A 15,309-nucleotide genomic window follows, 5' to 3' on the forward strand; every position below is an offset into this window, starting at 1 on the left:
TGCCGGCCCCGTCGAGCGAGCAACATCGGCGGGGCGGCCAGAAAGACCGGATTTTTTACATTTGCCGGCCAACCCCGATGGCAGTTGTTAAGCAATTGGCAATGGATCAGGAATCCGTTTTCAATTGCTTACCAGCATCATGTCAGGCAGTGCCGCAGCGAAAAACTGTTGATGAACGATAGATGAAATTACACCCTGCGCAACATCCCATTCCGACTCTCTCCCGTCGCCTGATTGCCGCTGCCGCCTTTGCCCTGTGCTCCAGCCAGGCCATGGCCATCACGCCGTTCGTGGTCAAGGATATCCGCGTCGAAGGCATTCAGCGTACCGAAGCCGGTACCGTCTTCAGCTACCTGCCGGTGCGCGTGGGCGATACCTTCAACGATGAAAAGGCCACCGCCGCCATCAAGGCGTTGTACGCCACCGGATTCTTCCGTGACGTGCGCATCGAAGCCGAAGGCGACGTGCTGGTGGTGCAGGTGGTCGAACGCCCGGCCATTGCCAGCGTCGACTTCTCCGGCATCAAGGAATTCGACAAGGAGCAGCTGACCAAGGCCCTGAAGGAAATCGGTGTCGCCGAGTCGCGCATCTTCGACCGTTCGCAGGTCGATCGCGCCGAGCAGGAACTGAAGCGTCAGTACCTGTCGCGCGGCCTGTATGGTGCCAAGGTGTCGACCACCGTCACGCCGGTCGAGCGCAATCGCGTCGCCATTACCTTCGCCGTGGATGAAGGTGAAGTTTCGCGCATCAAGCAGATCAACTTCGTCGGCAACAAGGTGTTCTCCGACAGCACCCTGCGCGACCAGATCAAGCTGACCACCCCGGGCTGGTTCACCTGGTACACCAAGGCCGACCAGTACTCCAAGGAAAAGCTGCAGGGCGACATCGAAACCCTGCGCTCCTACTACCTGGACCGTGGCTATCTGGAGATGCAGGTCGAATCGACCCAGGTGTCGATCACGCCCGACAAGAAAGACATCTACATCACCGTCAACATCAAGGAAGGTGAGAAGTACACCGTCTCCGACATCAAGCTGGAAGGCGAGATGTTCGGCATGGAGCCGGAACTGGCCAAGCTGGTGCAGCTGAAGAAGGGCGACGTCTATTCCGGCGCCAAGCTGACCGACAGCACCAAGAAGATCGGTGAACGCCTGGGCAACTTCGGTTACGCCTTCGCCAACGTCAACGCCAACCCCAATGTGGACCGCGAGAAGAAGGAAGTTGCCTTCACCATCATGGTCGACCCGGGCAAGCGCGTCTACGTGCGTCACGTCAACATCGCCGGCAACACCAAGACCCGCGATGAAGTGATCCGCCGCGAATTCCGCCAGTTCGAGGATTCCTGGTACGACGGCGAGAAGATCAAGCTTTCGCGCGATCGCGTCGACCGTCTGGGCTACTTCAAGGAAGTGACCGTGGATACGCCTGAAGTGCCGGGCACCAGCGACCAGGTTGATGTGAACATGAAGGTCGAGGAAAAGCCGACCGGCAACATCATGGTCGGTGCCGGCTTCTCGCAGTCCGACAAGCTGAGCCTGACCGGCTCGATCTCGCAGGAAAACGCCTTCGGCAGCGGCAACACCGTCGGTATCGACATCAACACCAGCTCGCGCTATCGCACGATCTCGCTGTCGACCACCAATCCGTATTTCACGGATGACGGCATCAGCCGCACCTACGAAATCTACCTGCGCACGATTCGTCCGTCGGTCTATACGACCGGTGACTACCGCGTCAAGACGCTGGGCGGCAGCATCAAGTTCGGTGTGCCGTTCTCGGAACTGGACCGCGTGTTCTTCGGTATTGGCGTGGAAAACACCAACGTCAGCACCGACAACACCAGCCCGACGCTGTATCGCCAGTACGTGCGTGACTTCGGCGGCGTGGGCGGTTCCGGTTGTAACGTAACTGACGTGTCGTCGACCGCGACTTGCGGTATTGGCAGCGCCCGTACCACCAGCATCCCGCTGACCGTGGCATGGCAGCGTGACGGCCGTGACTCGGCCCTGGTGCCGACCACCGGCCGCTATCAGCGCGCCAACTTCGAGGTCTCCTATGTGGGCACCCTGAAGTACTACCGTGCCAGCTACCAGCAGCAGTACTTCCAGCCGTTCTTCAGCAAGGCCGTGACTCTGGCGCTGAATGGCGAAGTCGACTACGGCCGCGGCCTGGGCAGCAAGCCGTACCCGGTGTTCAAGAACTACTACGCCGGCGGTATCGGCACCGTGCGCGGCTATGAAGCGTCCTCGCTGGGTAGCCTGAAGGACCAGTACGGTGACTCCATGGGCGGCGCTTCGCGTCTGTACGGCAATGCCGAACTGCAGTTCCCGTTCCCGGGTTCGGGCCAGGACCGCACGCTGCGCTGGTTCACCTTCTTTGACGGCGGCAACGTCTTCGCCGACGGCGAAAACATCAAGCTCAACGACCTGCGCTATTCGGCCGGTGTCGGTATCAGCTGGGTGTCGCCGATCGGTCCGCTGAAGCTGAGCTTCGGCAAGCCATTGAACCTGAAGGCGGGTGACAAGTCTCAAACCTTCCAGTTCCAACTGGGTACCGGCTTCTAAAGCGGTCATCATTGATTCGTAATACGGAGAGTAATCTTGAAGTTCATGACCAAATCGTTCCTGTCCCTGCAGACCATCGTGATGGCTGCCTGCCTGTTGAGCTTTGCCCCCGCCCACGCGCAGGAAAGCTCGAAAATCGCCTTCGTGAGCACCGAGCGCATCTTCCGCGAAGCGGCGCCTGCCAAGGCCGCACAAACCAAGCTGGAAGCCGAGTTCGCCAAGCGTGACCGTGACCTGCAAGACATGGCTGCGCGCCTGAAGGCCCAGTCCGACAAGCTGGACAAGGATGCTGCCGTGCTGTCGGATTCCGACCGCGCCAAGCGCCAGCGTGACCTGTCCGACCTGGACAAGGAATTCCAGCGCAAGCAGCGTGAATTCCGCGAAGACCTGAACCAGCGCCGCAATGAGGAACTGGCCGTGGTCCTGGAGCGCACCAACAAGGTGATCCGCCAGATCGCCGAAGCCGAGAAGTACGACATCGTCTTCCAGGAAGCCGTCTATGCTTCCAAGCGCATCGACATTACCGACAAGGTCCTGAAGGAACTGGCCAAGTAATTGCCGCCTTCACCATGCGGGCGCCGGGCGGCAACGTCCTGCGCCCGCATGTCGCTTCAGGGGCTGCCTTCAGGGCGGCCTTTGTTCTACCGTAAGCCAAGCAACGCCTACCATTCGGAAAAGCCAAGATGAGTATTCGACTGCAGCAACTGGTCGAGCGCCTGGGCGGTCAGCTGAAGGGTGATGCGACCATCGCGGTCGATGGCATCGCGCCGCTGGATGCCGCCGGTGCCAGCCACATCACTTTCCTTTCCAATCCCAAGTTCCGTGCGCAAGCCGACCAGACCCAGGCGGCGGCGCTGATCCTGTCCGAGACGGACGACGCCCAGGTGCAGGGCTATGCCGGTGCCCGCATCGTCACCCGCAATCCTTACGCCTATTTCGCCCGCGCGGCCCAGCTGTTTCAGGCTCAGGCCGAAGTGCGCGCGCCTGCCGGCATCCATGCCAGCGCCGTGGTCGATCCATCGGCCCAGGTCGCACCGGATGCGGTCATCGGCCCGCTGGTGGTGATCGAAGCAGGTGCCGTCATCGGTGCCCGCGCCCGTATCGACGCCGGCAGCTTCATCGGCCACCACGCCAAGGTCGGTGACGACACCCATTTCCACGCCCGTGCCACCCTGCATCACGCCTGCGAGATCGGGGCGCGTGGCATCGTCCATTCGGGCGCGGTGATCGGGGCCGATGGCTTCGGTTTCGCCAACGAAGCCGGGCAATGGATCAAAATTCCGCAAGTTGGCCGTGTCATGATCGGCGATGACGTCGAAATCGGCGCCAATACCACCATCGACCGCGGTGCCTTGGCCGATACCGTGATCGAGGAGGGCGTCAAGCTCGACAACCAGATCCAGATCGCCCACAACTGCCATATCGGCGCCCATACTGCCATTGCCGCCTGTGCCGGCATCGCCGGCAGCGCGAAAATCGGCAAATACTGCTCCATCGGCGGCGCGGCCATGATCCATGGCCACATCACCATCGTGGACAAGGTGCACGTCTCGGCCGGTACCCTGGCCCTGCGTTCGATTCTTGAGCCGGGGCAATACACCGGCTTCTATCCCATCACCGAACACCGCGACTGGGAAAAATCAGCTGCATTGGTGCGCAATCTGGGCACGATGCGTGAGAAAATCCGGGCGTTGGAAAAATCGCTTAAAACGTTGACACAAGAACAAGCAGGCCAAGCCCCGCTTTCAGAGAATCAAGAAGAGAATGAATAGCCTCGACATCAATCAAATCAAACAGTACCTGCCGCACCGTTATCCGCTGCTGCTGGTTGATCGCGTGCTGAACTGGGAGAGCGGCAAGACCATCACCGCGATCAAGAACGTGACCGTGAATGAAGAATTCTTCAACGGCCACTTCCCGCACAAGCCGGTGATGCCGGGCGTGCTGATGATCGAGGCGCTGGCCCAGACCGCTGCGCTGCTGTCCTTCCTGACCGAAGGCCGCAAGCCCGACGAGAACACCGTGGTCTACTTCGTCGGCATCGACAATGCCCGCTTCAAGCGTCCGGTGGAACCGGGCGATCAGCTCAAGATGGAAGTGGAAATCACCCGCCGTGCCCGTGGCATCTGGAAATACCGTGCCGTGGCCACCGTGGACGGCCAGGTGGCTGTGGAAGGCGACCTGATGTGCACCATGCGCAGCGCCGCCGACGCCAGCCAGAGCGCCTGACCCCAGGCCTGCCTGCAGGCTTGACGCATCAAGCCAGGCCCGGCGGTGATCGGCAAGATCGCGCCGGGCCTGATTCATTGTGCAGATTGCTTCATTGCAAGATGTGCAACAAGTGAACCCATCGAAGCACAGGACATGTCCAAGATCCATCCCAGCGCAGTGATTGCCCCCGGAGCGCAGATCGACGAATCGGTCGAGATCGGCGCCTATGCCGTCATCGGTCCTGACGTGCGCATCGGCGCGGGCACGCGCATCGGTCCCCACGTGGTGATCGAAGGCCACACCACCATTGGCCGTGACAACGAGATTTTCCAGTTCGCCTCCATTGGCGCCGCACCGCAGGACAAGAAGTACGCCGGCGAACCCACCACCATGGAGATCGGCGACCGCAACACCATCCGCGAATTCGTCACCTTCAACCGGGGTACCGTGCAGGATGGCGGCGCAACCCGCATCGGCAATGACAACTGGATCATGGCCTACGTCCACCTGGCGCACGACTGCCAGCTGGGCAGCCACATCATCCTGGCCAACAATGCCACGCTGGCCGGCCACGTGCACCTGGGCGACCACGTGTTCCTGGGCGGTTTCACCACCGTGCACCAGTTCTGCCATATCGGCGCCCATGCCATGACGGCCTTTACGGCGGCCGTGAGCCAGGACGTGCCGCCCTTCGTGACGGCGGCCGGCAACCGTGCCGTTCCGGCCGGCATCAACAGCGAGGGCTTGAAGCGCCGTGGCTTCACCAGCGAGCAGATCATGGAGATCAAGCGCGCCTACAAGCTGATCTACCGCGCCGGCCTGCCGCTGGAAGAAGCCAAGCAGCAACTGGCGGACATGGAAGCCAAGTCGGCCCACAGCGCCGAGCACATCCGCCTGCTGCGCGAGTTCATCGAGGCTTCGGCCCGTGGCATCATCCGCTGACATCACGCGCCGCCAGTCGATCGCACTGGTGGCCGGCGAAAGCTCGGGCGACCTGCTGGGCAGCCGCCTGTTGGCCGGCGTGCGCGAGCGTCTGCCGGAAGTGCGCCTGCACGGTATTGGTGGCGAGCACATGATGGCGCACGGCTTTACCAGCGACTGGCCGATGGACAAGCTGACGGTGCGTGGCCTGTTCGAGGTGATTCCGCGCTACCGCGAGATCAAGGGCATCCAGGAGTCGCTGCGTGACAAGCTGCTGGCGGACCGGCCGGATGTTTTCGTGGGTGTGGACTATCCCGGCTTCAACCTGGGTCTGGAAGAACAGCTCAAGAAGGCCGGCATCCCGACCATCCACTTCATCGGCCCGCAGATCTGGGCCTGGCGCGGCTGGCGCGTCAAGAAGATCCAGCGTGCGGTGTCGCACATGCTGGTGATCTTTCCCTTCGAGGAAAACCTGTACCGGCAGGCGGGCGTTCCGGTGACCTATGTCGGCCATCCGCTGGCCGAGGTGATCCCGCTGCAACCGGATACCGCAGGCGCACGCCAGCGCCTCGGACTGGCGGGGCCGGGCAGGGTGGTGGCCATCCTGCCGGGCAGCCGCATGAGCGAACTGAAGCAGAACGGCGAAGGTTTCCTCGCCGCGGCACGGCTGTTGCGGCAGCGCGACCCCCAATTGCAGTTCATCACGCCCATGGCGGGTGACCGGCAGATGGCCTTTTTTGAAGAGCAGATTCGCCAGGGCGGATATGAAGATCTTGGCATCAGCGTCATCCGTGGCCAGTCGCACAGTGCGATGGAAGCCTCCGATGCGGTGCTGGTGGCCTCGGGCACGGCCTCGCTGGAAGTGGCCTTGTACAAGAAGCCGATGGTGATCTCCTACAAGGTCAACTGGGCCTCGTACCAGATCATGCGGCACATGGCTTACCAGCCCTGGGTGGGCCTGCCCAATATCCTGGCGCGCGACTTCCTGGTGCCGGAACTGCTGCAGCACCAGGCCACGCCCCAGGCCCTGGCCGATGCCATGTGGCACCAGCTGGAAGACCATGCGCACCAGCAGCGGCTGGTGCGGCGCTTTGCCGACATGCACCAGTCCCTGCTGCGCGATACCAGCCGGGAGAGCGCCAATGCGGTCTGTGAAGTCATTGGCGCGCGTCGTCGTTGACGGGCCGAAAGAAGGATCGCTGCGGCGATCCGTGTGAGAGTTTGATGAAGGAAATTGCTATGCCCAAGGCGGCCCCCCAGACCCTGGCTTTGTTTGACGACTATACCGGCGAGATCATCTGCGGCGTCGATGAGGCCGGCCGTGGTCCGCTGGCGGGTCCGGTGTTCGCAGCCGCCGTGATCCTCGATCCGGCGCGTCCGGTCAAGGACCTGCGCGACTCCAAGAAGCTTTCCGAAGCCGCGCGCGACAGCCTGGCGCTGGAGATCAAGGAATCGGCGCTGGCCTGGGCCATTGCCTCCTGCAACGAGCAGGAGATCGACGAGCTCAACATCCTGCACGCCAGCATGCTGGCCATGCGCCGCGCGGTGGAGGCACTCTCCACGCTGCCCACGCTGGCCCTGATCGATGGCAACCGCTGCCCGGTCATGAGCATCCGCTCCGAAGCCATCGTCAAGGGCGACGACAAGGTGCCGGCCATCTCGGCCGCCTCCATCCTCGCCAAGACCGCGCGCGATGCGGCGCTGCTGGTCTTGCATGACACCTATCCACACTACGGTTTCGACCGCCACAAGGGCTATCCGACCCCGCTGCACCTGGAGATGCTGCGCCTGCATGGCGTCTCGCCGGTGCATCGGCGCTCCTATGCGCCGGTCAGGGCCTTGCTGTCCGGCCAGACGGTGGTGATGGCGTGAGCGAGACAGGCATGAAACTGATCACTTCCAAGGACAACCCGGTCTTCAAGGATTTGAAGCAACTGGCCACCAGCAGCCAGGCCCGCCGCCGCGCCGGTCAGAGCCTGCTGGATGGCGTGCATCTGGCGCAGGCGTGGCTGCAGCATCGCGGCGCGCCGCAGGTGTGCGTGGTGGCCGAGAGCGCCCAGTATCACCCGGAAGTAGCGCCCATCCTGGCGCAATGTGAAGCTTTGCACGCGCAATGCCTGGTGCTGGCTGACAAGCTGTATGACGCCATCAGTACCGTGGAGAACGGCGTGGGCTTGCTGTTGCTGGTGACTACCCCCGAGCCGGTGGCCCCGGCGCAATTGAAGGAATCGGCGGTGCTCCTCGATGGTCTGCAGGATCCGGGCAATCTCGGCTCCATTCTGCGCAGCGCCGCTGCGGCAGGCGTGAAGCAAGTGTTCTGTTCACCCGGCACGGCAGCGGCCTGGTCGCCCAAGGTGCTGCGGGCCGGCATGGGCGCGCATTTCGTGCTGGACATCTTCGAGAGTGCCGACCTGGTCGCCCTGTGCGCCGCCAGCCGCATCCCCTTGCTGGCCACCAGCTCGCACGCGGCCCAGACCATTTACGATTGCGACCTCTCCGGTCCGGTGGCCTGGCTGCTGGGGCATGAAGGGCAGGGCGTGTCGCCGGCCTTGCAGGATGCGGCCACCCATGAAGTGGTGATCCCGCACCTGGGCGAGATGGAATCGCTCAACGTGGCGGCGGCAGCGGCGGTCTGCCTGTTCGAACAACTGCGCCAGCGTACCGTCGGGCGCTGAGGGTGGAGCGCATCATGGCTGCCTTTGTCCCCGCCGATCTGGCCGCCATGGCCGATTACTTCCTCGGGGAATGGATCTTCAGCCGCACTATCTGGGAAGGCAGCGAAAGCCCGCAAGCGACGGCGTCAGGTGAACTAAGTTTCACTAGAGGCGAGGTGCGGGGGCAGTTGGTCTACCGCGAGCATGGCCAGCTGCGCATGACCAGCGCGCCCGGCCGCTTGATTCCGTTTTCCCGCGTCTTTGACTATCGCTTCGGCCCGGACCGCCTGTGCGTGCTGTTCGCTGACGGCGAGCGTGTCGGCCAGCCTTATCAGGACTATCTGTTGCGTGGACAGGAACTGATACCGGCCGCCGATCACCTGTGCGGCCCGGACTGCTATACCGCGGTGTATACAGCCCATGGTGAAGACTCCTTCACCATGGAAACCACCATCAACGGCCCGAAGAAGCGCACCCGCGTGCGCACTGAATTTTCACGCCGACAGTCGGTCAGCGCGTCTCCAGCTTGATCTCCTGCAGGATGGTGGCGGCGATTTCCTCGATGGACTTGGTGGTCGACGACATCCAGCGTATCCCTTCGCGGCGCATCATCTTCTCGGCCTCATTGATTTCATAGCGGCAATTTTCCAGCGCGGCGTACTTGCTGCCGGGACGGCGTTCATTGCGCACTTCCGAGAGGCGTTCGGCGGCGATGGTCAGGCCGAAGATCTTCTTCTTGTGCAGCACCAGCCCGCTGGGCAGCTTTTCGCGTTCGAAGTCTTCCGGGATCAGCGGATAGTTGGCGCACTTGATGCCGAACTGCATGGCCAGGTACAGGCTGGTCGGGGTCTTGCCCGAGCGCGACACGCCCACCAGGATCACGTCGGCTTCCGACAGGTTCTTGTTGGACTGGCCGTCATCGTGTGCCAGCGAGAAATTGATGGCCTCGATGCGGTTGCGATATTCCTCGGAATCGGTGGTGTTGTGGCTGCGGCCGATGGTGTGGGTGGACTTCATCTCCAGTTCCTGCTCCAGCGGCTCCACGAAGGTCTGGAACAGGTCCATGTGCATGGCCTTGGCGCGCCGGATCACCGAGGACAGTTCCGATTTCACCAGCGTGGAGAAGACGATGGGCAGCTTGCCATCCACCGCATAGGCTTCATTGATCTTGCGGGTGGCGTCGTGGGCCTTTTCCAGGGTATCGATGAAGGGCAGGCGGATCTGCTTGAAACGCAGCTCGAACTGGCTCAGCACCGAATGCCCGAAGGTCTCCGCAGTGATCCCGGTACCGTCGGAGACGAAGAACACGGTGCGGTTGGCGGCCACGACGGGGGAAGGGTGCGGGATCGGCATGGGGTCGAGCATTTAGTTGTCTTTTGGAAAATAGAAAAAGTATTGGGTGCTACGAACAAAAATGATTTCACGCGGTACAATGCTTGGCAACAATTTCGAGAAGCCCATCTTGATGACCGTCATGTCGCTGCGCAATTTGCCCGAATTCCTGATGATGTTTGCAATGGCAAACGTCCTCGGTGTGGCTGCGCGCCTGATGCTGTCCCTGGGCTGGTCCTCGAAGCCGCACCTGCTGCCGCAACCGTCGCAGAATAACAAAAATAAACCGACCCATGCCGCGCCCGCGAAGATTTCTTATCATCAAGCTAGGGGTTGTCATGTCCAACGCAGTAAACACCCAGGGGGCGGTATACGTAGCCTCCTTTGAAACTCTTCGCATGACGGACGTCGAGTCCGTCGGTGGCAAAAACGCATCGCTGGGAGAAATGATTTCCCAGCTGGCCGGCGCGGGTGTACGCGTGCCGGGCGGTTTCGCCACGACTGCGCAAGCTTTCCGTGATTTCCTGGAGCACAGCGCCGATGGCGGCCCGACCCTGGCCGCCCGCATTGCCCAGCGCCTCGAAGGCCTGGACATCGACGACGTGCGTTCGCTGGCGCAAGCCGGTGCCGAGATCCGTCAATGGATCATCGAGACCCCGTTCCAGCCCCGCCTGGACCAGGAAATCCGTGCCTTCTACGACAAGCTGGTGGCCGATTCGACCGCCGAGATGTCCTTCGCCGTGCGTTCCTCCGCCACCGCAGAAGACTTGCCTGACGCGTCCTTCGCCGGCCAGCAGGAAACCTTCCTGAACGTGGTCGGCATCGACAACGTGCTCGAAGCGATGAAGCACGTCTTCGCCTCGCTCTACAACGACCGCGCGATCTCCTATCGCGTCCACAAGGGTTTCACGCACGCCGAAGTGGCCTTGTCGGCCGGCGTGCAGCGCATGGTCCGTTCGGACGTGGGCGCGGCGGGCGTGATGTTCACCATCGACACCGAATCCGGCTTCAAGGATGTGGTCTTCATCACCTCCAGCTATGGCCTGGGTGAGACCGTGGTGCAGGGTGCCGTCAACCCGGACGAATACTACGTCCACAAGCCCATGCTGGAACTGGGCAAGCAGCCGGTGATCCGCCGCAACCTGGGTTCCAAGCTGATCAAGATGGAATTCACCGGCGAAGCCAAGGCCGGACGTTCGGTCAAGACCGTGGATGTACCGGTGGAACTGCGCAACCGCTATTCCCTGACCGACGCCGAAGTGGTGGAACTGGCCAAGTACGCCACCATCATCGAGAAGCACTACCAGCGTCCGATGGACATCGAATGGGGCAAGGACGGCCGCGATGGCAAGCTCTACATCCTGCAGGCCCGTCCGGAAACCGTGAAGTCGCAGCAGAAGGCGACCGATGCGCAGCAGCGCTTCAAGCTCAAGAGCTCGGGCACCGTGCTGGCCACCGGCCGTGCCATCGGCCAGAAGATTGGCGCCGGTCCGGTGCGCGTCATCAGCGACCCGGCTGAAATGGAACGTGTGCAGCCCGGCGACGTGCTGGTGGCTGACATGACCGACCCCAACTGGGAACCGGTCATGAAGCGTGCCTCGGCCATCGTCACCAACCGTGGTGGCCGTACCTGTCACGCCGCCATCATCGCGCGTGAGTTGGGCGTGCCGGCCGTGGTCGGCTGCGGCGATGCCACCGAAGTGCTCAAGGATGGCACCCTGGTGACGGTCTCCTGCGCCGAAGGCGACGAAGGCAAGATCTATGATGGCCTGCTGGAAACCGAAGTGACCGAAGTGGCCCGTGGCGAACTGCCGCCGATCCCGCTGAAGGTGATGATGAACGTGGGCAACCCGCAGCTGGCTTTCGACTTCCAGTCGATCCCCAACGGCGGTGTCGGCCTGGCGCGTCTGGAATTCATCATCAACAACAACATCGGCGTGCACCCCAAGGCCATTCTGGAATATCCGAACATCGACGCCGACCTGAAGAAGGCCGTCGAATCGGTCGCCCGTGGCCATGCCTCGCCCAAGGCCTTCTACGTTGACAAGCTGGCTGAAGGCATCGCCACCATCGCTGCGGCCTTCTGGCCCAAGCCGGTGATCGTGCGCCTGTCGGACTTCAAGTCCAACGAGTACAAGAAGCTGATCGGCGGTTCGCGCTACGAGCCGGACGAAGAAAACCCGATGCTGGGCTTCCGTGGCGCCGCGCGTTACCTGGCCCACGACTTCGCCGAAGCCTTCCAGATGGAATGCCAGGCCATGAAGCGCGTGCGTGAAGACATGGGCCTGACCAACGTCGAGGTGATGGTGCCCTTCGTGCGTACCCTGGGCCAGGCCGAGAAGGTCATTGGTCTGCTGGGCAAGTATGGCCTGAAGCGTGGCGAGAACGGCCTGCGCGTCATCATGATGTGCGAAGTCCCGTCCAATGCCATCCTGGCTGAGCAGTTCCTGGAACACTTCGACGGCTTCTCCATCGGTTCCAACGACCTGACCCAGCTGACCCTGGGCCTGGACCGCGATTCCGGCATGGAACTGCTGGCCGCCGACTTCGACGAGCGCGATCCGGCCGTGCAGGCCTTGCTGACCAAGGTCATCGCTACCTGCCGCGAAAAGGGCAAGTACGTCGGTATCTGCGGCCAGGGTCCTTCGGACCATCCGGACTTCGCCGAATGGCTGATGGAGCAGGGCATCGAGTCCATCTCGCTGAATCCCGATACCGTCATCGACACCTGGCAGCAGCTGGCCAAGAAGTGATGAAGCTTTAAGCGTCACTCACGACCAACTTCGAAAGAAGTGAAAGGCGCGGGCAGAAATGTCCGCGCCTTTATTTTTAGGTTCTCAAGCTGCGGTAGACTTGCGCTGTTTGCAGTTTCATTCACGGGGAATCAACAATGACCGACTGGGCTATCTGGCTGGTGCTGGCCGGCGCGCTGCTGGGTGCAGAACTCTTCACAGGCACCTTTTACCTGCTCATGATCGCGCTGGGACTGGTGGCCGGTGCGGTCGCCGCCTGGTGCGGCTTGATGCTGGAATGGCAGTTGCTGGTGGCCGCCGTGGTCGGCGTGGCGGCGGTGCTCGGTCTGCGCCGCAGCCAGTATGGCCGGCTGCGGCGCAGCAGCGCCAACGACGATCCCAATCTCTTGCTCGATATCGGCCAGAGCGTCGAGGTCCCGGCCTGGCAGGTGCACGGCAACCAGTTCATGGCGCGCGTACCTTATCGCGGTGCGCAGTGGGATGTCGAGCTGCTGCCCGGCCATCATGCCAGTCCCGGCAGCTTCGTCATCCGTGAAATCCGTGGCAGCCGCTTGCTGGTTGCGCCGCGTTGATCGGCGTCTTCACTTCTTCCCCCCTCTCGTTTTCAGGAGAATTTCATGCTGGGTAGCGTCACTCTGGTCATCTTCTTCCTTGCCATTGTCTTCGTCGTGCAGACGGTCAAGGTGGTCCCGCAGCAGCATGCCTGGGTGGTCGAGCGCCTGGGCAAATACCACGCCACGCTGGCCCCTGGCCTGAACATCGTGGTGCCCTTCATCGACCGCGTGGCCTACAAGCACATCCTCAAGGAAATCCCGCTGGACGTGCCGCCCCAGGTCTGCATTACCAAGGACAACACGCAATTGCAGGTCGACGGCATCCTGTATTTCCAGATCACCGACCCGATGCGCGCGTCCTACGGCTCCTCCAACTACATCGCGGCGATCACCCAGCTGGCGCAGACCACGCTGCGCTCGGTGATCGGCAAGATGGAACTGGACAAGACCTTCGAGGAACGCGACCACATCAACACCGCCATCGTCAGCGCCATCGATGAATCGGCCGAGAACTGGGGCGTGAAGGTGCTGCGCTATGAAATCAAGGACCTGACCCCGCCCAAGGAAATCCTGCACGCCATGCAGGCCCAGATCACCGCCGAACGCGAAAAGCGCGCCCTGATCGCTGCCTCCGAGGGTCGCAAGCAGGAACAGATCAACATCGCCACCGGTGAGCGCGAAGCCGCGATTGCCCGTTCCGAAGGCGAGAAGCAGGCCTCCATCAACCGTGCCGAGGGCCAGGCTGCGGCCATCCTCGCCATCGCCGAAGCCAGTGCCGAGGCGATCCGCAAGACCGCCGCCGCCATCGAGCAGCCGGGTGGTTCGGATGCGGTCAACCTGAAGGTCGCCGAGCAGTACGTGGATGCCTTCGGCAAGCTGGCCAAGACCAATAACTCCATCATCGTGCCGGCCAACCTGGCGGACATGAGCGGGCTGATCGCCTCGGCCCTGCAAGTCGTCAAGCAGCAGAAGTAAGCCATGCATTCACGTTTCACGTCCGTTTTTGCATGCAAACCGCTGGCTGCACTGATGGCGGCGGGCCTGATGCTCGCTTCCGTTTCCGTGCTGGCGCAGGAAAGCCCCGACATGGCCGCCGTGGCCGAACGCGTCGACCAGCAGATGACGCAATTGCTCGGTCAATATCCCGTGCCCGGTGCCAGCATCGCCATCGCCTATCAAGGCAAGCTGGTTTACCAGCGTGGCTACGGCATGGCGGTGACCGAATCGAATACGCCGGTCACGCCGCTGACGCGTTTTCGGATCGGCAGCGTCTCCAAGCCGGTCACGGCGGTGGCGGTGCTGAAGCTGTTCGAGAAGGAGCTGCCGCAGGTCCTGGATCGTCCCGTGTTCGGTCCGGAAGGATTGCTGCCGGACGCCGCCTATCCTGACTTTGCCCAGCCCCTGGACCAGCGTGTCCTGAAGATCACCTTGCGCGAGCTGTTGCAGCACACCAGCGGCTGGGGTGGCAGCGATTACGATCCGCAATACGACCTGGTCAACATCGCCAAGGCGCGCCAGGTAGCCGCACCGGCCTCGGCGCGCGACGTGATCGCCTACGTGCTCAAGCAGCGCCTGCTGGATGCAGCGCCTGGGACGGAGTATTTCTACAGCAATTTTGCCTACAACGTCCTGGGACGCCTGGTGGAGCAGAAGTCCGGCATGTCTTATGAAGAGGCGTTGCAGGCACTGGTCTTCAAGCCCGCTGCGGTGGAGGACGCCGCCATCGCCGGTGACCGCCGCATCGAGCGCGCCGCCAACGAGACCGTCTACTACGACGATCCACGCTGGCCCGCTGTGGCCGATCGCGATGGCAGTGGCGCCACCGGTCCGGAATCCTATTCGGCCCTGCATTTCAAGGCCATGGATGCCACTGCGGGCTGGATCGCCACGGCGGCCGACCTGGTACGCTTTGCCGATGCGACGCAGGGACGGGGCGTTGCTGCGTTGCTGCAACCGCAGACGCTGGCACTGATGAAGCAGCGCAATCCCGCACAGGCCGAGAACAACTATGGCCTGGGCTGGGTGGTGACCCGCAGCAATGGGGTGGAGATCCTCTCCCACAGCGGCGCCCTCACCACCGGTACGTACGCCTACCTGCAATCGCGCGCCGATGGCTGGACCTGGGCAGTGCTGATGAACCGCCTGCCGATTCCTTATCCACCCGAGCAGGGCGTGAGCGAGTTGCAGGCCTTCCAGGTGGCGGTGCAGCGCGGGTTGATGAATGCCATCGTCAATCCGGCCGCGGTGCCTTCTGCTGCACAATAATTCATACAGCAAACGCCCATTGAAAAGCCCCGCCCGGCGTGAAACCGGACGGGGC

General features: G+C 62.4%; 15 protein-coding genes. 14 read left to right on the forward strand and 1 reads right to left on the reverse strand.

The annotated features are described in order from the left end of the window. Positions 1-182: 182 nt before the first annotated feature. The 9 genes from bamA to J2X56_RS01695 all read left to right on the forward strand — a co-directional run bounded on the left by bamA (position 183) and on the right by J2X56_RS01695 (position 8,880). On the forward strand, positions 183-2,564 hold the full coding sequence (bamA, locus tag J2X56_RS01655) for an outer membrane protein assembly factor BamA (RefSeq protein ID WP_134135298.1): 2,382 nt from the start codon (positions 183-185) through the stop codon (positions 2,562-2,564). Positions 2,565-2,609: 45 nt separating this feature from the next. Next, the gene (locus J2X56_RS01660) at positions 2,610-3,119 is read left to right on the forward strand and encodes an OmpH family outer membrane protein (protein WP_227022628.1); all 510 of its coding nucleotides are present in this window, start codon (positions 2,610-2,612) and stop codon (positions 3,117-3,119) included. Between the two features lie 128 nt (positions 3,120-3,247). Then, the gene (lpxD, locus tag J2X56_RS01665; protein ID WP_310157688.1) at positions 3,248-4,336 is read left to right on the forward strand and encodes a UDP-3-O-(3-hydroxymyristoyl)glucosamine N-acyltransferase; all 1,089 of its coding nucleotides are present in this window, start codon (positions 3,248-3,250) and stop codon (positions 4,334-4,336) included. Beyond that, complete coding sequence (gene fabZ, locus J2X56_RS01670) at positions 4,329-4,793, forward strand: 3-hydroxyacyl-ACP dehydratase FabZ (RefSeq protein ID WP_006462531.1); 465 nt, start codon at positions 4,329-4,331, stop codon at positions 4,791-4,793. The genes lpxD and fabZ overlap by 8 nt, the downstream gene beginning before the upstream one ends. A gap of 135 nt (positions 4,794-4,928) precedes the next feature. Then, complete coding sequence (gene lpxA, locus J2X56_RS01675) at positions 4,929-5,717, forward strand: acyl-ACP--UDP-N-acetylglucosamine O-acyltransferase (RefSeq protein WP_034332590.1); 789 nt, start codon at positions 4,929-4,931, stop codon at positions 5,715-5,717. Continuing rightward, positions 5,701-6,876: a lipid-A-disaccharide synthase gene (gene lpxB / locus J2X56_RS01680; RefSeq protein WP_310157693.1), complete on the forward strand. Its 1,176-nt coding sequence runs from the start codon at positions 5,701-5,703 to the stop codon at positions 6,874-6,876. Before lpxA ends, lpxB begins: the two co-directional genes overlap by 17 nt. 59 nt (positions 6,877-6,935) lie before the next feature. Then, positions 6,936-7,568: a ribonuclease HII gene (gene rnhB / locus J2X56_RS01685; protein ID WP_310157696.1), complete on the forward strand. Its 633-nt coding sequence runs from the start codon at positions 6,936-6,938 to the stop codon at positions 7,566-7,568. A gap of 11 nt (positions 7,569-7,579) precedes the next feature. Then, positions 7,580-8,371: an RNA methyltransferase gene (locus tag J2X56_RS01690; RefSeq protein ID WP_310157699.1), complete on the forward strand. Its 792-nt coding sequence runs from the start codon at positions 7,580-7,582 to the stop codon at positions 8,369-8,371. Between the two features lie 14 nt (positions 8,372-8,385). Continuing rightward, complete coding sequence (locus tag J2X56_RS01695) at positions 8,386-8,880, forward strand: DUF6314 family protein (RefSeq protein ID WP_310157701.1); 495 nt, start codon at positions 8,386-8,388, stop codon at positions 8,878-8,880. On the opposite strand, the gene J2X56_RS01700 is transcribed toward J2X56_RS01695, so the two are convergent. Beyond that, on the reverse strand, positions 8,861-9,715 hold the full coding sequence (locus tag J2X56_RS01700; RefSeq protein WP_039788257.1) for a pyruvate, water dikinase regulatory protein: 855 nt from the start codon (positions 9,713-9,715) through the stop codon (positions 8,861-8,863). The genes J2X56_RS01695 and J2X56_RS01700 overlap by 20 nt on opposite strands. 49 nt (positions 9,716-9,764) lie before the next feature. Here J2X56_RS01700 and J2X56_RS01705 point away from each other — a divergent pair, with 49 nt between their 5' ends. The 5 genes from J2X56_RS01705 to J2X56_RS01725 all read left to right on the forward strand — a co-directional run bounded on the left by J2X56_RS01705 (position 9,765) and on the right by J2X56_RS01725 (position 15,254). Next, positions 9,765-10,070 carry a hypothetical protein gene (locus J2X56_RS01705; RefSeq protein ID WP_084320188.1) on the forward strand — a complete coding sequence of 102 codons (306 nt, stop codon included), beginning with the start codon at positions 9,765-9,767 and terminating at the stop codon, positions 10,068-10,070. Positions 10,071-10,080: 10 nt separating this feature from the next. Beyond that, positions 10,081-12,435, forward strand: coding sequence for a phosphoenolpyruvate synthase (gene ppsA / locus J2X56_RS01710; RefSeq protein ID WP_240733890.1), 2,355 nt, complete (start codon positions 10,081-10,083; stop codon positions 12,433-12,435). Positions 12,436-12,572: 137 nt separating this feature from the next. After that, positions 12,573-13,007, forward strand: a complete 435-nt coding sequence (locus tag J2X56_RS01715) for an NfeD family protein (RefSeq protein ID WP_310157710.1) — start codon at positions 12,573-12,575, stop codon at positions 13,005-13,007. Positions 13,008-13,052: 45 nt separating this feature from the next. Further along, positions 13,053-13,964 (forward strand): SPFH domain-containing protein, encoded by a 912-nt coding sequence (locus J2X56_RS01720; protein ID WP_034336986.1) that lies wholly within the window; start codon positions 13,053-13,055, stop codon positions 13,962-13,964. A 69-nt stretch (positions 13,965-14,033) separates the two neighbouring features. Next, entirely contained in the window at positions 14,034-15,254 is a 1,221-nt protein-coding gene (locus J2X56_RS01725; RefSeq protein ID WP_227022629.1) for a serine hydrolase, read from the forward strand. The last annotated feature ends 55 nt before the right edge of the window (positions 15,255-15,309 follow it).

It is taken from the genome of Herbaspirillum sp. 1173, assembly GCF_031455335.1.
Lineage (GTDB): Bacteria > Pseudomonadota > Gammaproteobacteria > Burkholderiales > Burkholderiaceae_D > Herbaspirillum > Herbaspirillum huttiense.